General features: G+C 47.2%; 19 protein-coding genes. 9 read left to right on the top strand and 10 right to left on the bottom strand.

Features of this window, described 5'->3' with window-relative positions; all coding sequences use genetic code 11:
• Nucleotides 1-37 precede the first annotated feature (37 nt).
• Entirely contained in the window at nucleotides 38-235 is a 198-nt protein-coding gene (locus tag LHUE1_RS02565) for a hypothetical protein (RefSeq protein WP_049171897.1), read from the top strand.
• Between the two features lie 123 nt (nucleotides 236-358).
• On the opposite strand, the gene LHUE1_RS02560 is transcribed toward LHUE1_RS02565, so the two are convergent.
• Nucleotides 359-3,097, bottom strand: coding sequence for a family 78 glycoside hydrolase catalytic domain (locus LHUE1_RS02560; protein ID WP_049171899.1), 2,739 nt, complete (start codon nucleotides 3,095-3,097; stop codon nucleotides 359-361).
• Nucleotides 3,098-3,749: 652 nt separating this feature from the next.
• On the opposite strand from LHUE1_RS02560, the gene LHUE1_RS02555 reads away from it, so the two are divergent.
• Nucleotides 3,750-5,264, top strand: a complete 1,515-nt coding sequence (locus LHUE1_RS02555; protein WP_087912778.1) for an MFS transporter — start codon at nucleotides 3,750-3,752, stop codon at nucleotides 5,262-5,264.
• Between the two features lie 271 nt (nucleotides 5,265-5,535).
• On the opposite strand, the gene LHUE1_RS02550 is transcribed toward LHUE1_RS02555, so the two are convergent.
• The 5 genes from LHUE1_RS02550 to LHUE1_RS02530 all read right to left on the bottom strand — a co-directional run bounded on the left by LHUE1_RS02550 (nucleotide 5,536) and on the right by LHUE1_RS02530 (nucleotide 11,097).
• Nucleotides 5,536-5,685: a hypothetical protein gene (locus LHUE1_RS02550; protein ID WP_041084771.1), complete on the bottom strand. Its 150-nt coding sequence runs from the start codon at nucleotides 5,683-5,685 to the stop codon at nucleotides 5,536-5,538.
• Between the two features lie 202 nt (nucleotides 5,686-5,887).
• A complete protein-coding gene (locus LHUE1_RS02545; RefSeq protein ID WP_049171904.1) occupies nucleotides 5,888-6,790 on the bottom strand; it encodes a metal ABC transporter solute-binding protein in 903 nt (300 codons plus the stop codon).
• A gap of 210 nt (nucleotides 6,791-7,000) precedes the next feature.
• Nucleotides 7,001-8,965 (bottom strand): SpaA isopeptide-forming pilin-related protein, encoded by a 1,965-nt coding sequence (locus tag LHUE1_RS02540; RefSeq protein ID WP_277848221.1) that lies wholly within the window; start codon nucleotides 8,963-8,965, stop codon nucleotides 7,001-7,003.
• A gap of 159 nt (nucleotides 8,966-9,124) precedes the next feature.
• Nucleotides 9,125-9,766 carry an NAD(P)H-binding protein gene (locus tag LHUE1_RS02535; RefSeq protein WP_010492451.1) on the bottom strand — a complete coding sequence of 214 codons (642 nt, stop codon included), beginning with the start codon at nucleotides 9,764-9,766 and terminating at the stop codon, nucleotides 9,125-9,127.
• A 401-nt stretch (nucleotides 9,767-10,167) separates the two neighbouring features.
• Nucleotides 10,168-11,097 (bottom strand): metal ABC transporter solute-binding protein, Zn/Mn family, encoded by a 930-nt coding sequence (locus LHUE1_RS02530; RefSeq protein ID WP_049171909.1) that lies wholly within the window; start codon nucleotides 11,095-11,097, stop codon nucleotides 10,168-10,170.
• A 199-nt stretch (nucleotides 11,098-11,296) separates the two neighbouring features.
• Between LHUE1_RS02530 and LHUE1_RS02525 the strand changes: the two genes are divergently transcribed.
• The 5 genes from LHUE1_RS02525 to LHUE1_RS02505 all read left to right on the top strand — a co-directional run bounded on the left by LHUE1_RS02525 (nucleotide 11,297) and on the right by LHUE1_RS02505 (nucleotide 14,676).
• Nucleotides 11,297-11,416 (top strand): putative metal homeostasis protein, encoded by a 120-nt coding sequence (locus LHUE1_RS02525; protein ID WP_010492447.1) that lies wholly within the window; start codon nucleotides 11,297-11,299, stop codon nucleotides 11,414-11,416.
• 76 nt (nucleotides 11,417-11,492) lie between these two features.
• The gene (rpsN, locus tag LHUE1_RS02520; RefSeq protein ID WP_025012864.1) at nucleotides 11,493-11,762 is read left to right on the top strand and encodes a 30S ribosomal protein S14; all 270 of its coding nucleotides are present in this window, start codon (nucleotides 11,493-11,495) and stop codon (nucleotides 11,760-11,762) included.
• Nucleotides 11,763-12,104: 342 nt separating this feature from the next.
• Entirely contained in the window at nucleotides 12,105-12,848 is a 744-nt protein-coding gene (locus LHUE1_RS02515) for a metal ABC transporter ATP-binding protein (RefSeq protein ID WP_010492443.1), read from the top strand.
• Nucleotides 12,845-13,738, top strand: a complete 894-nt coding sequence (locus tag LHUE1_RS02510) for a metal ABC transporter permease (RefSeq protein WP_049171910.1) — start codon at nucleotides 12,845-12,847, stop codon at nucleotides 13,736-13,738. Before LHUE1_RS02515 ends, LHUE1_RS02510 begins: the two co-directional genes overlap by 4 nt.
• Entirely contained in the window at nucleotides 13,735-14,676 is a 942-nt protein-coding gene (locus LHUE1_RS02505) for a metal ABC transporter solute-binding protein, Zn/Mn family (protein ID WP_010492438.1), read from the top strand. The genes LHUE1_RS02510 and LHUE1_RS02505 overlap by 4 nt, the downstream gene beginning before the upstream one ends.
• Nucleotides 14,677-14,837: 161 nt before the next feature.
• Here LHUE1_RS02505 and LHUE1_RS02500 read toward each other — a convergent pair whose 3' ends face one another.
• The 3 genes from LHUE1_RS02500 to LHUE1_RS02490 all read right to left on the bottom strand — a co-directional run bounded on the left by LHUE1_RS02500 (nucleotide 14,838) and on the right by LHUE1_RS02490 (nucleotide 16,264).
• Nucleotides 14,838-15,170, bottom strand: coding sequence for an ArsR/SmtB family transcription factor (locus LHUE1_RS02500; RefSeq protein ID WP_049171912.1), 333 nt, complete (start codon nucleotides 15,168-15,170; stop codon nucleotides 14,838-14,840).
• Between the two features lie 138 nt (nucleotides 15,171-15,308).
• Complete coding sequence (locus tag LHUE1_RS02495) at nucleotides 15,309-15,938, bottom strand: cation transporter (protein WP_049171914.1); 630 nt, start codon at nucleotides 15,936-15,938, stop codon at nucleotides 15,309-15,311.
• A 125-nt stretch (nucleotides 15,939-16,063) separates the two neighbouring features.
• A complete protein-coding gene (locus tag LHUE1_RS02490) occupies nucleotides 16,064-16,264 on the bottom strand; it encodes a hypothetical protein (RefSeq protein WP_010492431.1) in 201 nt (66 codons plus the stop codon).
• A gap of 132 nt (nucleotides 16,265-16,396) precedes the next feature.
• Here LHUE1_RS02490 and LHUE1_RS02485 point away from each other — a divergent pair, with 132 nt between their 5' ends.
• On the top strand, nucleotides 16,397-17,926 hold the full coding sequence (locus LHUE1_RS02485) for a multicopper oxidase family protein (protein ID WP_049171916.1): 1,530 nt from the start codon (nucleotides 16,397-16,399) through the stop codon (nucleotides 17,924-17,926).
• A gap of 35 nt (nucleotides 17,927-17,961) precedes the next feature.
• On the top strand, nucleotides 17,962-19,332 hold the full coding sequence (locus LHUE1_RS02480) for an MFS transporter (protein WP_049171918.1): 1,371 nt from the start codon (nucleotides 17,962-17,964) through the stop codon (nucleotides 19,330-19,332).
• Between the two features lie 236 nt (nucleotides 19,333-19,568).
• Here LHUE1_RS02480 and LHUE1_RS02475 read toward each other — a convergent pair whose 3' ends face one another.
• The gene (locus tag LHUE1_RS02475; protein ID WP_010492426.1) at nucleotides 19,569-19,934 is read right to left on the bottom strand and encodes a hypothetical protein; all 366 of its coding nucleotides are present in this window, start codon (nucleotides 19,932-19,934) and stop codon (nucleotides 19,569-19,571) included.
• Between the last annotated feature and the right edge of the window lie 43 nt (nucleotides 19,935-19,977).

Below are 19,977 nucleotides of genomic sequence, written 5' to 3'. Positions count from 1 at the left end.
TAAGCATCGGAAAGCAAAAAGCTGAGGAGTATTTAGAATGAATAATAATGTAAAATCAACCAGCAAGGTGCGGCGAGGGATTAACGAGCTTGAAGCACTACTAGCTGGAAATGACCCCGGTTTTGTATACCACACCCGGAAAATCCCAACACCACCCAGTTATTCAGCCGAGGAAATCGAAATATCCGAAAATAAATTAAAACCAAGTCAGCAGAACTATGATCCACTCTCGTAATATCAACTTCAAACTAAAATGCCCTGGAATTCCAAATAAAATGGAATTTCAGGGCATTTTCATGTAGACACAGAGACTACGGTGTCTTCTTTTTGATCAAGTGCCTTTTTAAACACATGCGCATCACTTACGCACAGTACCTTGTTGATAAGTAATCCGGTAGCTGCCGGCCGGAATGGTCAAGGTCTGATCATCGCGCTGGACAGCGATTGTCCAATCCTTGCCGAATTGATCCTGCACGGCTACTTGTTGGGCTTGGGCGGGGAGTTCGACTTGTGCTTTTGCATTCATCGGTACGGCAACTTCTAGAGTTTGGTTGCCTGCGTCTTGCTGATAATGAACGGTGATGAGGCCCTTCACGGACGGGGTGGTGAGGTTCAGGTGGGTCAGGTTGCCCGCACGAACTTTGATTCTGAATGTAGAAAATCCGGGTTCGATTGGCATGATGCCCGCAATGCCCTGAACAATGGTCAATCCCGGGGTGGCACCCCACGGATGGGACAATGTTAGGTTCGGCTTGTAGTGATTGCTCCAAGCTTCCGGGGCGATGGTGGCTTTCAGACTGTCGAGAATCGCGGCGAATGATTTGTGATCCTTTTGATCGTTCGGGTCTGTCAGCAACGTAATCGCGTCTGCCGCGTGACCGGATTCGAACAGGCCTTTGAGCATGAAGTAGATAAAGTAAATGCTACCGACGAATTGGCCGTCGTTAGCGACAAACTGGCTCAAACGATCAGCCATTGCCTGGTTAGTATACACGCCATAGCAAAGCGCATAGGCTGAAGCATGGTGCGAAGTATGGCGGTTGATGGTTTGGTCAGCATTCAGGGAATCAAAGAATCGGCCTGTCTGGTCATCGTACAACTTATCGATCAGATTCTTTTTAATCGTCGCTGCCCGATCTTGATAGTGCGCTGCGTCGTCGTCATGATGCAGAACCTTGGCGATTTTGCCCATGGTCGAGTAAGCACCGTAGAAAATGGCGTTGAACGGGGTATTATAGGTGCCTTCCACAAAGCCATCGCGTTCCGAAATTGGCCAGTCAACCAGACCGTCGTTAGTGACTAATCCGACTTTTTCATCGAAGTTGTCGACACCTTTGCTATTTTTCAGTGAGCCTTTGAAACTCTGCGATGCGCCGTCAAAACTTTCGGCAGACTTGCCGCGGTTGAGCTTGTATTGCAAGGCCGTGTAACGGGTCTTGAGTAGCGTATCGTCGCCGGTGTAAAGAAAATCAAGCCAAGCCATTTCAATTGCGAACAGCTTGTAATCTTCCGGCCAGGTCGGGTTGTCGATTAAATAATCCAAGGAGTGGCGGGCCAGTGAATAATTCGCGGATACTGTGTAGCTTGTATTCGCGTTAACCAACAAGTCGCCTTCATACGGCCGCCGTTCACGAGCCTGCGAGTCAACAAAAACATCCTGATTAGTGGCCTTAATCGTGTACTTAGATAGCTCGTATTCACGGTTTAGCAGGTCGCTATCGCTTTGAAAACTGCTTTCGTCATCCGGAAAATGTTGCTGCATGGCCCAGCCATTAATGGCATCGAGGTGTAGGTCACCTTCGAAACCAAGCAGTTCAACATAGCGGAAATTTTTCATTTGCAAAGTGGTGAAATGATTTTCACCCTTGACCAGCGTCCAATTTTCAACATAGTCAGGGCCGCAAGCCATATCGTGGCGAACGTGGCCGTTGTCTTCGAGTTGTTCACCCATCAGTACAGTCACGCGTTGATCCGTGTCACTGGCAAGATCAACGGTCAAGCCGCCGATAATTTCTTTACCTAGATCGATTAACCGATTTTGCGGTGAAAAAGTGACGATACGTTTATTGGCGTCATGGACCTCAATGCGCTCGGTATTTTCACTGCGATAGGGAACCAGCACTTCGTCATCAGTGATCATCGGTTGCGGGTTGCGCCAAGCAGCTGGCCAATCATGGTCATCGAAGGTCTTGCTTGCCCAGTTTTGTGGGTAGTAGCGCATATCGATATTTTCACTGACCATGCCAAAATATTGGGAGCGGATTTTGACCCCGAAGTCGCCAAAAGCACTGCTGCCGTCCAGCGCCCGCCAGCTAGGATCAGCTGTGGTGACGACTTCTTTGGTACCGTCATGTTTGTACACAATCAACTGGCACCAAAAAGCGCGTCGGTCTGAACTGCCGGTTGCCAGCGCTGCTACCGTATTGGTACCACTTTCCAGGTAATCAGTGGCGTCGTAGACATTATAGTAAACTGCCGTGCGGTCCGTGCCGTGATCGTGTTCTTGCTGACGCGCGGAACCGACCCCGAGGCAGTGGCCATTAACGTATAGGTCAAAGCTTTGGGCAAAAATCGGTTCATTGCCGCGCGCGAAGGCAACCACAACTGCCGTGTCGACATCGTTCGTGTCAATGGTCAACTGCGGACTGTGAAGAAAGACGACGTTACCGATATGGGCTAGTTCTTCACCAGATTTTGGTTGCGATTGCCGCCAGATGCCTTGCTGAACGGGCAGTGCGGGGTCAGCACAAATGAATTTCGCTGGCTGTGAGAAATCACTGGTATGGCCAAGATTGTCTTTAATCCGGACCTGCCAGTAATAGAGATCGCCAGGATGCAAGCTGTCTGCTAAGTCTGCAGCAGTGACGGCTGAGTTTTGTGCTGAATGGACCCAGCCGCTGTCGTATAGGTAGGTTTGGTGATCGCGATCCTGAAGCCGCTTGAAGACAACTAGCTGATACGCCGCTTGGGAGGCATCAGAGAAACTACTATGATTCCACCAACTGAAGCGGGGATGTTGCTGAACGTTATAGGCAAAGTGCTGCAAGTTAACGCTTAAATGATCTGGCGCGTACAATGCTGCTGTTATGTTTGACATGATTTAACTTACTCCTTTATAAGTAAAGAACGCTTTTTCTTAGCGTACGTTGTAAATATTGAAAAATCAATATGGCGTTTAAGCGTTTACTAAAAATCAAAGCGACTAGGCGAGCATAAATTGCGTAATATCACCTATTCTCGAGAATAGTAGGATTGGCGAAATGTGTATTTGTTCCAAACTTAGTATTTCATTGTCCCAAAGTGAAAATACGCGACCAAAACAGGCGCTTTTTTTGACGAACAGCGTGAAGAGAAACTTCGAAACAATGGTCGATACCGGTAAATTCCGGGTCATTCTAGTAAAAAGGTCTATGTTTTAAGAAGCACTTGCCGCATGTTTCACAAGTTTTCGCGACAGGGATTATAAACCCTGCCGATTGGACAGATGGCTATTAGTGAGTAAGTGGTATCGATTTTTGGCTAGTCGTCATTGTTAAACAAATATGAAGACAGATGGCTCAAAATGAACGGACCCTGTAGATTTGTTCCGGTTTTGGGACATATCAATAGCAATCGCGTCTCTTTTACTAAAATCTCCTAATTTTGGTAGCGGTTTTACGAAAACGATGTTAATCTCATTTTTGTAAACGTTTACGAAAAGCGGATTCGGATTCATATTTGTTGTTAATCAAACAGGGAGGTCTTTCATCGTGAAGAGGAAAGTCCGGTGGCGTAATGTTATTGGTTACGGCGCCGCAGATTTATTTGGTAATGGGGCGCTAACGGTTGCCTCAACGTGGATGCTTTTCTTCTACACATCCTTTGGTGGCTTGTCACCAGTCCTTGGTGGTACGATTCTTGCCATTGCTCGTGTAGCTGACTCATTAATTAGTCCATTGATGGGGTATTTAACCGATCATTTTGGCGCAACTAAAATGGGACGGAGATTTGGACGCAGACGATTCTTCCTGCTGATCTCCATTCCGTTAATGTTTATCTACGTTGTCATCTGGGTTTCACATATGGGCTTCTGGTATTATCTGTTTACCTATCTGCTCATGGAAGCATTCACGGCGCTGGTCATGATTCCTTATGAGACCTTAGCTGCTGAAATGACAGATGATTACGATATGAAAGCTCGTTTGTCCAGTTCCCGGATGCTTTGGTCAGCGCTTGCAACGTTCCTTGCATCATGGTTGCCAGGTCGGATCTTTGCTATTATGGGTAAAAACAATCCCAACGCGTTCTTAACGCTTGGTATTGTCCTAGCCATCATCTTTATTCTTGCGATCGGCTTAACCTACTTCTCCACTTTCGAGCGGGAAACTGACGGTACGCCTGAAGAACGTAAAGCGATCATCGAAGAAAGCCGCAACAAAGGCGAAAATCCTTTGGTAACGCTTTGGAACATGATTAAGGATATGGGTTCGGTTTTCCGAATCAAGTCCTTTGCACTTCACTTAGTTATTTATCTTAGTTCATTTACCGCCCGCGATATTGTGGGTGCGACGTATGTCTTCTACATTGTTTATGCGATGCAGAGTAACCCAACCGAAGCTTCGAACATCCTGACAGTTGGTTCAATCATTGGTATTCCATGTAACCTGTTCTGGCCGAAGATCATGAGCAAACTTGGCCCGTCTAAGTTATTGCGGATTATGTACTTAATGATGTTCTTTACGGTTGCTTGCTATGCCGGTCTTTATTATGGTTCGGCTGCAGGTACCAGCTGGGGCATCATGACCTTGTACGCACTTCAGGTTACGTGGGGCATTTCAAACTCTGGTACCGGTTATGTTCCGTGGACGGTTTACACCTTCATTCCTGATGTGGATGAAATGGTCACCAAACAACGGCGCGAAGGTATTTTTGCCGGCATCATGACGTTTGCTCGCAAGACCACTTCTGCACTGGCACCGTTCTTAACCGGGATTGTGCTATCAGCATTTGGCTTCAATGAATCAGCCAAAAGCCAAAGTGCAGGCGCGTTAAACGGTTTGATCTTATGGATGCTGCTTGGTACCGCTCTCATGCTGCTCTTGGCATTTGTCACTTCTTACTTCTTCAAATTGGATCGTGAAAGTCACAAGGTTCTGCGTGACGAAATCGATCGTCTGAAGGCCGGTGGTAAGATGTCCGATGTTGATCCGAAGGTTAAAGCGCAAGTTGAAAACCTAACCGGATTTAAGTATGACCATCTTTGGGGCCACAACAACATCGTCTGAGGTGTTCACGCAGCTACTCAAAAAAGGCTTTAGAGAGCGTTGTCATTTGATTCACTCCCAATTCAATCAATTCTGCCGCAACGAGCGGAACAACGCACAACGTAAACCATGGCCACCGGAAACATAAATCCGATGTACATGGCAAAATGAAAAACCCGTGTTCAGGTGAATGCGGGTTTTTTCGTGCCGTTTTTGCTGCACCGAATTGTTAGTAAAAGAAAAAAGCCGCCTCAACCAACGTCGAGACAGCCACAACTGTGGTAACCATCAATCAAAATCTTGCATTTGTTTTTGGTTGTAGGCTACTGAGATTTGTGTAGAACAAGTCAGCCTGCAAACGGGCTTGTTCTTCTTCGTGGGGATCGCGTGGTGTGGCGATCAGATGCTCAACGCGTTTAAAAGTATGCTTGATCAGTGACATTAGAAACATCTCCCCTTTGGTTGCTCCTGTTTACAATTACATTGTAGGAGCTATGTCAAGGAAATTCAATCGGTCTGGGGCAAATGAAAACGCATTCATTGCAAAAAGTTTACGAAAAGATTGCAGATGTTACAATGTTTCACAAGCGACCAAGAAAAGTTCCTAAAATAAACAGCGAAATCGGAGCGATTGGCGGTCAAAATTACTTAGCACCTGTTTGGGTTTGAATCTTTTCTAACTGCTGATACTGACCGAGCATCCAGCTGCGATAGTTTTTGCCTTTAGGAAGAGTTTCGGTGACATTCAGAACCGGAACCTTATTTTCTTTTGCGAGTTTAATGAAACTATCGACAACTTTAGAACTGGCTTGACTATTGTTAACGAAAAAGGCAATTTTCTTTGTTTTAATGTCTTCTTCGACGCTATGAATATCTTTAGCGCTATAATCGGTACCTTCTTCAGTCGCCTGGGCAAAATGGCGGTTGTTGATCTGATAGCCGAGGTAATCGAGCGCATAACCGAAGACCGGTTCGGAAACATCTACTTTCTTGCCTTTGGCATTTTGCCTAAGTTTTCCGATCAGGTCATTGAGTTTACCAAGTGAAGCAATATAGTGCTTGGCGTTAGCTTTAAACGTCGCCTTTTTGTCTGGATTCTGTTTTGCAAATCTGGCAGCTAGCGCGTTTGCAAGTTTCGGCATGGTTCGCGGATCGTACCAGATGTGCTCATTGTCGCCTTCATGTTTACCCATGATATCTTCCGCGACCTGTAAAGACTGTTTCGACTTGTTCTCGGACTTGATCAATTTGGTCATCCAGCCGTCGTAGCCGATGCCATTAGCAATTACTAAGTCGGCAGTGGCCATCTGCTTGCCGACTTGGGTGGTCGGTTCGTAATCGTGGGGATCAATTGCCGGGTTGTCAATAATCGAAGTGACTTGCACTTGTTTGCCGCCGACAGCTTTGGCGACCTCACCGTAAAAATCTGCAGAAGCGACAACTTGAATTTTATCATTGTCACCGGACGGCTTAGCGGTTGTGCCACAAGCGCCTGCCACAACCGACAACAATAGTAGACTGATGACTGTCAATACTCGTTTCATCATTCGTAAAACCCCTTTAACCGTAATCGTTACGAGCATAAGCGTAGCGTACTGAGGGCTATAGACGCAAGTAAAATATTCGTTTGATCAGCTGTCAGTCTTGAGGGATCCATAATCGAATCAAAGATGACCGCGGTTTTGTTCTAAAGACGAGAAAAAGAATAAGCCCTTGATTTGGCCTATTCTTTTCAGTAAAAGCGTTTGAATTGATGTTTATCGATGATTCTTAAAGAACAGAACGCTACCGAGTACAGTTAACACGATGCCGATCGCAGTGGACAGGGCGCTTACAAGGCGTTCACCTGTATTGGGTAGGATCATCCATCGCTTGGAGGCGTGCTTGCCGTGGGGATTAATTGTTTCAGTTGAGGAATCGTTTTGCCCGGATTGCGTGTTCGTGTCTGAGTCCGTTGGCAAAGCTGTATCGGAACTGGCTACCGAAGAAGTTACTGCAGATTTGGCTGGCTGAGACGTATGACTTTCAGAGGTCGAACTGGCGGATTCTCTAGTAGGGGCTGATGAAGAAGCGCCCATTGATGGCTTAAGACTTGCTGATGAATCACTTGACCCAGTACTGGAAGCTGATTCAGGAACTGACGAACTCGATTTAGAAGAGGCAACCTGATGGCTTGAGGAAGATGCAGATGACTGCGTGCTTGATGGCATTGACGGCAGGTTAGACGGCTTGGTGCTGCTGCTCGGTGCTTTAGATGAAGGTTCTGAAGTTTCTGAACTGCTGGATGCCTTAGACGAGGGCTCTGATGGTTTTGAACTTCTTGAGGCTTCAGACGAAGGTTTTGATGGCTTAGAGCTGCTCGATACTTTAGAAGATGGCTTTGCCGATGATGCAGACGAATTGGAAGTGCTCGATGAATTTGATGATGAAGCAGGTGCTATCGGCATATCAGCTGACTTGATGGCCACCCGCGGATGATCTTTGGTCAAAGTGAATTTAATTGGCTGTCGGTTGAGTCGGTAGCCAGCGAGTGCTTTGGTTTCGAGAAACTGATACTGACCAGCCAGTAACTGAGAAATTGATAAGCTGCCATTCTTGTCAGTCGTCAGCCCGTTTTTAACAAGTTTGCCATCATTGCGGTAAAGTGCAAAAGTTTCTCCTTTTAATGGTTGCTGCGGTCTTGTCGCACCTACTTTAGTTAGCTTCACCTGACTGACTGAGCCAATACCAACACCAGTGTTATTCCAAGTGATTTGACCCTTGGCAGTTGGATTCAGCCCGCTATCTTGCGAGCCTGTTGCCGTGACCTGATTGTTCCAGGTGTTCTTGTCACCGCTAAAACTGCCAAAACTGGTTGAAAGCGGATTGGTCCATAAGCTGACTTCAACGGCTGTGGTAATGGTACCTAAGGGGATCGTCATTTCCCGACCGTTTACTTGAGGAGCAACTTTAATCGTACCATTTTGATGAAAGGCATTCTGACTGTACGTGCCAGTGGCTGCGGTCAATGCATGCGAAGTATCAAATTTCTGACCTGCATCCAAAGTATCGTGCAGGACAACATCGTGGATAGTTTTGCCTTGAGGGTTTAACGTGATTTGCCATTGAAAGAGTTTTGGTCTGCCCAGTGAATCGACATATTGGTTCGAATCAGCTGCATGATTACCCTTAGGCGGCGTCACCACCCAGCCGGCTTTATTGATATACCAGCTAACCTGCTGGTGATCGGGATCGTTAAAGCGGCCATTGACTTGGAGTTTTAAGGTGCCTTCGCGTTTGACCGTCTTTTGGCTGAAAAAGTCGGTAAAGGTGATGAGCCCTTGGGAGCTGCCTGCTTTAACAAAAACATTGCCAATCGTTTCCTGGGTGCCGGGGTTTAATATTTTGAAGCTAATGTCGGATTGCGGCAACACCGATGATGGCAGTGAAAATTCGGCAGTGTCGCCGGCATTAACGGTGACCCCATCGGAAATTTGCCAATGGTACGTTAAGTAATAAAGCTGGCCTCGTGAAAGACGCGCTGTATGGGTCACATCTTTTTGATTAATGTCGGTAATCGTTGCATCATTGCGATTTAAACCAGAAACCGGGACATTCTTTCCCGCATCAACGACGGTCGGCGGGCTGATTAGCGGGCTGAACAAGAACGTTAGACTTGCAAGCAGCAGCGTTAACAGTAACCAACTCGACGTATATTTTCGGATGCGGTTTTGAATTTGCATAGATACATTCCCTCTTAAAAATTAGATTCCAATTTATTTATATCAGATCGCGGTTTATGGAATTAATAATATAAAAAAATTCGCCGAGTCTTCTTCAAAAGTTGCTACCTACTGAGCAGGCTTCCGGTGAAATCTTTTTTAATTGGCAAAGAACGGGTTTCAATAGAAGGAAGGTTTGTCACCTTGCGTATTCGGTTGGTCAACCCCAAGTGATTGACCAATGTGCTGGCTAGGATCGTTGATTAAATTGACGACTAGATCCGCGATGCTGCGGCGTGAAACCTCTGTTCCCTTGAACGGCTCACCTTTTTGGGTGATCTCGTAGCTCACGATATTTTTGTTGGACAGCCATGCCGGACGGATAATCGTATAAGCTAAATCAGACGTCTCAATGACTTTAGCGGCCGCCGCATAAGTTTCCAGATAGCCACCGTCTAACATTTTGTGATTCCAGCGGCCAAATGCACCGGGAACTTCATCATAAATGCCCAGCGTTGAAATCCAGATTAACCGTTTAATGTTGTTGGCATCCATGGCTTGGACCACTGACTTGGCTTGGTTTTCAATGCCTTTGTTGCCTAGATTGGCATAGACAAGATCACTGCCGTTCATGGCTTTTGTCAGAAGGGGAGTGTCGGTGACATCTCCGTCAACAACGGTTTCCCGCTGGTCATTAACGTTTTGCAGCCGCTCAGCGTGACGCAGAAACAAGTTAAGATGATGCTGAGTTTCTTTCAACAGGCGCTGGCGTACCAATGTTGCAATTTGTCCGTGGGCGCCTAGAATCATGACATTTGCCATGGTCATCTTCCTTTCTTGTTCGTAAGTCAATTTTATTGTAACACTGTCGATTTTGGGTGGAAGGCGGCGGAAGGGAGGTGTTGGCTTCTATAACGCGTTCGCTGGCGCAGGAGTCTGCGTGTAAGGACCTCAGTCGCAATGAGCAAGCCCGGGTCATCGCGCCTGAGGCCGCTTACACTCCGACCCCTAAACGCGCCGACTCACGCTCACACAAAAAAAGCACGCACCGTTTACGATGCGTGCTTTCCTTCTGGCCGGGGTTGTCCGGTGCTTTTGACCCGGAGCTATGGTTTGTCATGTAATCAAAGCTAAGCGATTGACGAATTCGACAGGGGATGTGTCTTGCCGAAATTAAAAGTAAAGGAGAAAAAGTGTGGCAAACCCTCGTGGCCAGAAAGAGGTTATTTGCTTACCGAAGTGGCGCTGGATGATGACTGATCCTGGATTTTTTCAAGCTGCTCATATTGGCTTGTCATCCAAGTGCGGTAGTTTTTACCTTTTGGCAGCGTTTCGGTAACCTTTAAGACCGGAACATTGTTCTGTTCGGCTAATTTAACCAAACGTGTTACAGTCTTGGAAGATGCCTGGATGTTATTAACGAAGAAGGCAATCTTCTTTTCTTTAATGTCGGTTTCGATACCGTGGATATCCTTGGCACTGTAATCGGTACCGTCTTCAGTAGACTTGGAGAAGTGTTCATCGTTGACTTTATAACCCATGTAATCCAAGGCATAGCCGAAGACTGGTTCGGAAACGTCAACGAGTTTGCCATTTGCATTAGCCTTTAGTTTGTTGATTAAAGCGTTGAGATCATCCAAGGAGGCGATATACTTCTTCGCGTTGGCTTTGAACTTAGCCTTGTCAGCCGGGTCCTTCTTGGCGAACCTGTCGGCTAAGGCATTAGCCAACTTCGGCATGGTTCGCGGATCATACCAGATATGTTCGTTGTCGCCTTCCTTTTTGCCCATCAGATCGTCAGCAACTTTTAAGTAATTTTTCGACTTGTTTTCGGACTTAACAACCTTGTCCATCCAGCCGTCATAGCCGATACCGCTGGCAACCACTAAATCGGATTGTGCAACTGACTTGCCGACTTTAGTAGTTGGTTCATAATCGTGCGGATCCACCGCCGGATTGTCGATAATCGACTGAACCGAAACCTTGTTACCACCAACTGCTTTGGCAACCTCACCATAAAAATCGACGCTGGCAACAACCTGAATTTTGCTGTTGCTAGAGTTGGATTGCTTTGCGGCACCATTATTGCCGCACGCTACGCCGAAAATGGCTAGCAGTACGACACTGATACCTGCAAGTAATCGCTTCATCATAAATACCCGCTTCCTTCCAAAACGTAATCATTACGCTTTAAACCATAAAGCAAGCGAAGCAAATTGACAAGCAAAATTTTTAAATTCTAATCCGAAAACAATTGCTGCCAAAATTTCATTGACAGCAAAAAGGCCGGCATGATAAGGTTAAATCCGTCGTTTAAGCGTAATGATTACGATTAAAAGGAGCTGAAAAATTTTGGAAAAAACCGATTTGGCGAGTGCACGGCGGCGTATGAAAAGCCCAAACATTAAAACCCGTAAGCGCGCCTTGAAGATTTTACATGAGGCAAAACGCAAACAACAAAAGAATCGATAAAAGGAAGTATACGCCTGTCAATTTGCGAAACCAGCAATGACAGTGTGGTCACTTCATAACAGAAAGAGGTAAGCGAATGGCAAAAAAATCAAAGATCGCCAAGGCCGAGCGCCAGGAAAAATTAGTTCAACAGTATGCGGCGAAGCGTGCGGAACTCAAAGCAAAAGGTGATTACATCGGACTTAGCAAATTGCCGCGTGATTCGAGTCCGGTTCGACTACACCATCGTGATGCATTGGATGGCCGCCCGCATGCGTATATGCGTAAATTCGGTCTTTCCCGACTCAACTTTCGCGAGTTGGCACACAAAGGACAGATTCCGGGTGTCCGCAAAGCTAGTTGGTAGTAGTGGCGTACCGCTGAAAAGATTCATTGCTTTTAGCGAGACATTGAGCCGTGAAAATGCTTAAAATAACATAGTGATAAACACAGTCCTATGAACAATCAATGAGATTGCTCATGGGGCTTTTTTTATGGCTAATAGCGATGAATTTATGTATTCGATTTCATTGCTTATTAATTTAGCTTAATCAGCAGTCATCACGAAGAAATTTGGTTAACGAGTTATAACTTTAAATGAGTTGCCAATATTTTTTAAGTATGCCTTAAAAAACACTTGTCAGTAGGCGTGGTTTTCTGTAAGCTAAAGATGAAAGCAAATTAGGTCACCCTAAAATTGGAGGTTCTTATGTTAACAGTCAAGAACCTGACCGTTGCCTACGCTGACACACCGGTGTTTGCTGATGTTGCCGTTCATTTTAACGCAGGCAAGATCACCGGGATCATTGGGCCTAACGGAGCAGGTAAATCGACCTTGATCAAAGCCATACTGGGCTTGATCAAGGTCCAATCAGGAACAGTGGACTTTTCTGGCAAAACACTCAAAGAAGTCCAGCAAGCCATTGCTTATGTTGAACAGCGTAAAGATCTGGATCTGACATTTCCGATTAATGTTCTGGATCTGGTGCTGACCGGGACGTATGGGCGCTTGGGTTTATTGAAAAGTCCCGGGAAAAAAGAACGTCAGGCAGCCTATGATGCGCTTGAACAAGTGGGATTGGAGGAATTTACCAAACGTCAAATCAGTCAGTTGTCCGGTGGCCAGCTACAGCGGGTCTTTGTTGCACGGGCGATCGTCCAGCAAGCTGACATCATGATTCTCGACGAACCATTTGTCGGTATTGACATGAAAAGTGAGCAAGAGATCATGACGATTCTGAACCAGTGGCGGGATGCCGGTAAAACATTAATCGTCGTGCATCACGATTTGAATAAGGTATCGAATTATTTTGACGAACTTGTCGTCATGAACCACGGCATTATTGCTGAAGGACCGGTTGAAGAAGTTTATACGGCTCGGAATATTGAACGGGCATTCTCGGCGGACCTTTCCAATGTATTGTTTGCAACTAAGGAGGGGGCGAGCGCATGAACTCATTGATTGAATTTTTTAACGCGTTAGGCAAGTATGACTTTCTGCAAAGCGCATTAGTGACCGCGATTATGGTTGGTATCATGTCCGGATTGATCGGTAGCTTCATTATTTTGCGCGGCATGTCGTTGATGGGCGATGCGATCTCCCATGCGGTGCTTCCGGGTGTAGCGGTTGCCTATATGCTGGGCGTCAACGTGATGATCGGCGCTTCAGTATTTGGAATTATTGCCGCCTTATTAATCGGTTTTGTAGCCGCTAACAGCAAGATTAAAACCGATACCTCGATTGGCGTCGTGTTCAGTGCGTTTTATGCCTTAGGATTCATTTTGATTTCGATGGCAGAAAGCGCCACGAATTTACACCACATTTTGTTCGGTAATATTTTGGCGGTTAGCGATAGCGACATCATGACCACCGCGATCGTCTTAGGCATCGTCGTCCTGTTTGTGGTTCTGTTTTATAAGGAATTGTTGATCACGTCCTTTGATAACACCTTCGCCAAGACGTATGGCTTGAACACCACAGCAATTCACTATGCCTTGATGCTCGTTTTGACTTTGGTGACAGTTTCGGCCTTGCAGACAGTCGGGATCATTCTGGTGGTTGCGATGCTGATCACCCCGGCGGCAACGGCCTTCTTGTGGACCGACCGCCTCGAAACCATGCTTGTCATGGCAGCTAGTGTGGGTGTGATCTCATCCATCACGGGCCTGTACTTCAGCTTTACTTTGAACTGGGCATCCGGTCCGGCCATCGTGCTCGTAGCCGCCGTCCTATTCGCTATCTCATTTATTTTCTCGCCAAAACAAGCATTCTTTAGTTTTAGCAAGCGTCAGCGGACCAAGGAAGCCGCGACGACTCAGACAGCGGAGGAGATTGTTCGATGAAAAAGATTTTAATCACAGTTGGCGCGTTAATTGTTATGATCGGTGGCGTATTTTGGTTCGTCAATAGCCGCAGTAATGCGCAAAAAGACGCTGCCAGCACCGGCCAAAAGTTACGGGTTGTGACAACCAACTCGATTCTCGAAGATATGGTGCAAAATGTCGGTGGTGAGCGGATCAAGCTTTATAGTATTGTGAAACGCGGAACGGATCCCCATGAATACGAACCGCGACCAACCGACGTTGCAGCAACCAGCGAAGCCAATCTTGTTTTCCATAATGGCTTGAATCTCGAAACCGGTGGCAATGGCTGGTTCAAGAAACTAGTCAAAACATCACACAAAGCTTTTGGTAAGGACGTCTTTTCCGCAAGTGCCGGGGTCACACCAGAACATTTGACAACCAACGTCAAGGAAGAAGATCCGCATGCGTGGCTGGATTTGGCTAACGGGATTCAATACGTTAAGACCATCACCAAGGTGCTTAAGGAAAAAGATGCCAAGAATGCCGATTATTATCAGAAGAACAGTGATCAGTATGTTGCCAAGTTACAAAAGCTGCATAAAACGGCGCAATCACGCTTCCTGGACATTCCAGAAAAGCAACGCGTTTTGGTAACATCAGAAGGTGCTTTTAAGTACTTCTCCAAGGCTTATCACGTGACTCCAGCCTATATCTGGGAAATCAACACCGAAGCTCAAGGGACGCCAGAACAAATGCAAACGGTTTTGGCTAAGATCCGGTCGTCAGAAGTTAAACATTTATTCGTCGAAACATCGGTCTCACCGAAGTCGATGAACAAAGTAGCTAAAGAAACCGGACTTTCAATCTATTCCAAGATCTTCACCGACTCCCTTGCGGCGAAAGGCAAGCAAGGCGACACTTATTATACGATGATGAAGTGGAATCTCGACAAGATCCACGATGGCTTGGCGGGGTAGCGCTCGAAGCCTTTGATAAAGTACAGAGACATGCTCATGTGTGAAGTCGGCTAGTAATTGGTCTGATTCACATCAAAAACAGCGCTGCTCGCGGATTTTCGTAAAGGAATCTGCGGGTGGCGCTGTTTAGTTGGCATAAGGGGGCCTTGCTACGCGTGTTGTTACTCACCATGTCGTTTACCACGGGCGACGTGGTCGGCGTGGGCGAGCATGGCGTCGATCACCGTGATAATGTGAGGATCGTCCAAGCGGTAGTAATTCGCCTTGCCCACTCGCTTGGCGCTGACCAGCTGATGCTTACGCAGGAGTGCCAGCTGATGGGAGACAACCGATTGTTCGAGCCCCAATAAGTCGCCGAGCTTGCTGACGTTGAGTTCCTGCTGTTCGAGTAACTTCAACATCTGTAGTCGGATCGGGTTGCTCAGCAGCTTAAAAATACGTTCGGCTTCGACAAGCTTAGCTGATTCGACTAATTTTAACGAGTTGGCAGTCATAAATGTCATCGCTCTTTTCTGAAATGGGTTTCGCGGATTGTTTTTTGAATATAAAACGACCTTAAAGCAAGATGTCTTAACATTCAAGGCATGTTACTTTAAGGTCATTTTGATTCGAGGTGGTAATGAACCATGAATTCAATCACGGTCTAATCCCGTTTGTAGGCTTTCCCAACCTTCACTCGCAACAAAGTAAACCAGAATCAAGGCAGCCACTGAATCAGCCCACCACCAATTAAGCAGCCAGGTTAACAAACTGCCAAGCAAAACCGTAGCGGCCATATACGCACAGGTGATGTTGCACATGCCGTCTTCGACTAATGCTGCAGAAGCCAGCTTTTGGCCAAGATGGCGTTTTTTCAACGTCAGAATCGGCATTAGCAACACAGAGGCAATGGCAATTCCAATCCCGCTAAAGCTGCTTTCAGCGGCAGCATGGGTCACAAGGTTGAAGCCGGAAACACCGACTACATAAAGACTCAGCAGTAGCAAAACACTGCCGACCACAAGACTCGAGCGCCGTTCAGCCTCGGCTACAACGGCTGCGGGTGCACCGCTGTTTTCTTTTTTAAGTCGCCAGATTAAGGTTGCTCCCGAAATGATTTCAAGAAAACTATCTAGCCCAAATGCGATTAATAGAATCGAACCGGCTTGAAGACCTGACCAGAAACCGATGATGAATTCAAAAGCCATCCAAGCCGTCGAGAAGTATTCAACCCGAATGGCAGCGGTCATATCACGCTTTGCAGTGATGGAAAGTGGTTGCATGCCCGTTCCCCCCCTTGTTCATCTTGATTGCTAACACATGATACATTTAACATATGTATGTGTCAACATATATAACTGATCGAGGGGTTCATCGATGGCCGAAATCGGACAGCTGGTTGGGCACATTAATGTTGCGGAGCGTGGCCTTGATGATGCGTTTCGCGGTCAGCGTGATAGGCTGAGATTAACCCCGAGATGGCATCAAGCGACATGATAATACCCATTAACCACATCGCAGCCATGTTGTGCATGGTAGCAATCAGCACCAGCAACACGACATTGAGGGCCAGCATGAACCAGCCCATTGACTTTGACATTGTTTGCATGTTCATTTCCTCCTTTTTCAAAAAAGTTCCCCAAACAACGCTGATAGATACGCGCCTAGTTTAGATTAATTCTAAATTGTATTTATGGCAACCCTAAAAAGTGCTAAAATTCAAATTAAGGGGGGACCGATGATGAAAACCTATACCGACTATTTCTTTGATGAGCCGGCGTTTGACTTGCATGATGGCGGCTATGTGCCGCTTGAGGTAAGCGATGCGCCAGCCAAACCCTTGAACGTACCGCCTTTGTTGAAGCCTGACAAAGAGACGGCAACTGATGTTTATTACACAGTCACGGCAGAAGCGGGTGAGACGCAACTGCTGCCGGGACCCAAGACCAAGACTTGGGGATACAATGCCAGCTTGTTGGGGCAGACCATTGTTTATCGTCGTGGTCAGCACGTTCACGTGACGTTGAAAAATGCGTTGCCTGAAGTAACAACGTTTCATTGGCATGGGGCCGATGTGAGTGGCCCTTATGTGGACGGCGGCTGTCACGCGCCGGTTTATCCTGGTGAAAGTAAGCAAATTGATTTCACGCTGGATCAACCGGCTACGACGCTGTGGCTGCACGCCCATCCGTGCCCGGAAACGGCGGAGCAGGTATGGCATGGACTAGCGGCGATGGTCATTGTCAAAGATGACCATGAGGAGCGTCTGCCACTGCCACGGAATTATGGCGTGGATGACATTCCGGTCATTTTGCAGGATCGGCGCTTTCATGAGAACAATCAGTGGGATTACCGCGCTGATTATGATCCTGATGGGGTTGCCGGCCCGACTGTTATGATCAACGGGACAGTTAATCCTTATTTTGACGTCACGACGCAAAAAGTTCGGTTACGCTTTTTGAACGGTGCCAATCGTCGTGAATGGCGTCTGCATTTTTCCGATGATCTGCCATTTACCCAGATTGGCGGGGATGGCTCGTTGCTGCCAGAGCCAGTTTCATTGACCCATTTGATGATGACGTGTGCCGAGCGGGACGAGGTCATCGTTGATTTTGGTCAGTATCATGAAGGCGACGAAGTGACCCTGTTCACGGATGACGTGCCAATCTTAAAGTTCCGGATTCATGCATTTAAGCCGGATCACACCCAGTTGCCGGATAAGTTATTTACCGTGAACGCACCGGCAGTGGATCCTGCTTTGCCAATTCGGCACGTGGTCATGCAGGGGATGGATGAAAGTGTCGCCATTGACGGCAAGAAATTTGAAATGCAGCGAATTGACGCTACTCAACCGATTGGCAAGGCCCAGTATTGGGATGTCACTAACAGCAATGAGGCACCGGGCATGGTTCACCCGTTCCATGTGCATGGCACACAATTTTTGGTTCTGTCACGTAACGGTCATGCGCCTTATCCGAACGAGCATGGCTACAAAGATACCATTGGCGTCAACCCAGGTGAAACGGTTCGGCTACTGGTTCGGTTTGATTTGCCCGGCGTTTACATGTATCACTGCCACATCCTCGAGCATGAAGATGGCGGCATGATGGCACAAATTGAAACGTTTGATCCGAATAAGCCGAAACAGGAATACAAGTTGATGGACATGGATACGTTGATGAAGGCGTTGGCAAAAGAACGCGGCGTCAAGCCATCTGAATTATGGATGGGCGGTATGCAGTCCTATGAAAAAATGGGCATGAAAATGTGAGGCTCCAACCATACTAAATAGAAATCGATGATGTTATGAGTGTTTCAACGATAAGACATCGCGGTGCGTTTGTGGCAACTTTGCTGACAGGAACGTTCTCGATGTCAATTTCGCAGTCTTCTTTGAGTACCGCGTATCCGGCGTTTATGAAGGCATTTGGCCTAGGCGCGGATACGGTCGCGTGGCTGACAACCGGTTTTATGCTGGTGATGACGTTAATGATTCCGGTTAGTCCGTGGCTTTTGCATAACGTTCCGTTTCAACGGTTATTTCAGGCGATTGAACTGATTTTTGCGATCGGGACCGGGCTATGTATCTGGGCGCCGAATTTTACCGTTTTGATGATCGGGCGGTTGCTTGAGGCAGTTGCTGTCGGGATAATTTTCCCTAGTTTCCAGACCGTCTTGCTAACGATTACGCCGCATTCGGAGCGTGGCAAAGTGATGGGCACCGCCGGCTTGGTAATGGGCTCAGCGTTGGCAGTTGGTCCGATTATTTCCGGGATACTGTTGACGTGGTTTCCATGGCAGGCACTGTTTTTATTCTTCCTGATCGTGTCGCTGTTGGTGCTGGCAGTTTCGACGGTGACGATTGCTTCGGTTATGCCGATGGCGCCGACCCGATTGGACTGGGTTTCGTTTATCTTGTCTGCCAGTTTTCCAATCCTGCTGTACGCCTTGAGCGCTTGGTCAAAGCAAGGCTTACATGCCGGGGTTGTTGGTCTGTTGATTCTAGGGGTTTTAGCGGCAGGCATTTTCGTGGTCCGACAGTTAAACCGGCAGCCACCGATGCTGCAAATGCGGGTGTTTGCGACCGGAATGTTTACCAAAGCGGTGTTCTTAACCGGCATTTCTTATATCGGGTTAATTGTCACGACAATTCTAATGCCGCTTTACTTTCAGACGCTGTTAGGCTTATCGCCACTGGTTTCGGGACTGTCCTTGGTTCCGGCAGCGGTTTTGCTGAGTCTGCTTAACCCGGTTAGCGGTCGGTTGCTTGATCGCTTTGGGCCGCGCCTGGTTGCGATGATCGGGATGGTTCTGATTACCGGCGGCTTTGGTTTGCTGGCTATTTTTGCCCATCACCTACCACTAATTGGCGCTATCGTGTTGGCGATGGCGACGGAAGCGGGTAATGCATTTGTGATGATGCCATCAGTGACCGCTGGTGCAAACGCCTTGCCGAATGACTTGGTGGCAGATGGCACCGCCGTCACCACGACCGCCCGGCAGCTGTTCGGTTCGGCAGGCGTCATGTTTGCAACGGTCCTGCTGTCTAACATGCAAACGACGCTGCACAGCAATGCTGGCGGGTTCGTTGTCACCTTTGCTGTCTTTGCCGGTGTGGGACTCATCGGCTTGTTACTGGCGTTGACGTTGCCGAAAACGGTCGCAAAAGCGCAATAAGACGATAAAGACGGCTTCCTGTCACGAGGGTAACATCCCTGCGCAGGAAAGCCGGCTTTACGCAATATAGGATCTAGACTTAAAAACATTTTCATACTTGTATGAACAAAACGCCGCCTAACCCGAAAAAGTTAGGCGGCGTTTTGTTGCAACTAAGCTGCTTGACTGAATGACTTAGCCGCAGTGATCAGGAGAGAAGCCGTGATGCGACTAGGAAAGGAGGTAACGCGGTTGCTTCAGTCAACAAAAACCAACTCGATTTCCGCGTCGGCCGGTTTAATGTTGACTGACAAATGACGGTTGAGGTCGGCAACCAGTTTGCGTGCAAATGCCATTTTTTCATCGAAATCAGTCATATGCGAGGTGAAAGGAACGCTTTGATAATCGAAATTTTCCCCGATGAACGCCGGGTCAGTCACATAACGCAAATTATTTTGGTCATGCCGACTGCCTGGCCTTAAAACGGTATCCAAATACTGATACAAAATCGTTGGCTCGTAGTTCAGCGGTTTATCAAGGGTCGTGGTAATCTTATAGCCACTTGCTTCACCAGCAAATTCTTCGTTAATTTGGACTTGCGTGAGACCTTGGTACAATTTCAAAACGATCAGCTCCTCTTCTTTTCACTTCCAGTATACCAGCTGT

This window comes from Lacticaseibacillus huelsenbergensis (assembly GCF_029726355.1).
In the GTDB taxonomy this organism is placed as follows: Bacteria; Bacillota; Bacilli; order Lactobacillales; family Lactobacillaceae; genus Lacticaseibacillus; species Lacticaseibacillus casei.
Note: the sequence above shows the minus strand (reverse complement) of the source record. Positions and strands in the feature narration are given on the sequence as shown.

Bases quoted from the DNA above. Each gene is read 5' to 3' on its own strand.
- LHUE1_RS02565 (WP_049171897.1), top strand. From the start codon at position 38: ATGAATAATAATGTAAAATCAACCAGCAAGGTGCGGCGAGGGATTAAC.
- LHUE1_RS02560 (WP_049171899.1), bottom strand. From the start codon at position 3,097: ATGTCAAACATAACAGCAGCATTGTACGCGCCAGATCATTTAAGCGTT.
- LHUE1_RS02550 (WP_041084771.1), bottom strand. From the start codon at position 5,685: ATGTCACTGATCAAGCATACTTTTAAACGCGTTGAGCATCTGATCGCC.
- LHUE1_RS02545 (WP_049171904.1), bottom strand. From the start codon at position 6,790: ATGATGAAACGAGTATTGACAGTCATCAGTCTACTATTGTTGTCGGTT.
- LHUE1_RS02540 (WP_277848221.1), bottom strand. From the start codon at position 8,965: ATGCAAATTCAAAACCGCATCCGAAAATATACGTCGAGTTGGTTACTG.
- LHUE1_RS02535 (WP_010492451.1), bottom strand. From the start codon at position 9,766: ATGGCAAATGTCATGATTCTAGGCGCCCACGGACAAATTGCAACATTG.
- LHUE1_RS02530 (WP_049171909.1), bottom strand. From the start codon at position 11,097: ATGATGAAGCGATTACTTGCAGGTATCAGTGTCGTACTGCTAGCCATT.
- rpsN (WP_025012864.1), top strand. From the start codon at position 11,493: ATGGCAAAAAAATCAAAGATCGCCAAGGCCGAGCGCCAGGAAAAATTA.
- LHUE1_RS02515 (WP_010492443.1), top strand. From the start codon at position 12,105: ATGTTAACAGTCAAGAACCTGACCGTTGCCTACGCTGACACACCGGTG.
- LHUE1_RS02510 (WP_049171910.1), top strand. From the start codon at position 12,845: ATGAACTCATTGATTGAATTTTTTAACGCGTTAGGCAAGTATGACTTT.
- LHUE1_RS02505 (WP_010492438.1), top strand. From the start codon at position 13,735: ATGAAAAAGATTTTAATCACAGTTGGCGCGTTAATTGTTATGATCGGT.
- LHUE1_RS02500 (WP_049171912.1), bottom strand. From the start codon at position 15,170: ATGACTGCCAACTCGTTAAAATTAGTCGAATCAGCTAAGCTTGTCGAA.
- LHUE1_RS02495 (WP_049171914.1), bottom strand. From the start codon at position 15,938: ATGCAACCACTTTCCATCACTGCAAAGCGTGATATGACCGCTGCCATT.
- LHUE1_RS02490 (WP_010492431.1), bottom strand. From the start codon at position 16,264: ATGCAAACAATGTCAAAGTCAATGGGCTGGTTCATGCTGGCCCTCAAT.
- LHUE1_RS02485 (WP_049171916.1), top strand. From the start codon at position 16,397: ATGAAAACCTATACCGACTATTTCTTTGATGAGCCGGCGTTTGACTTG.
- LHUE1_RS02480 (WP_049171918.1), top strand. From the start codon at position 17,962: ATGAGTGTTTCAACGATAAGACATCGCGGTGCGTTTGTGGCAACTTTG.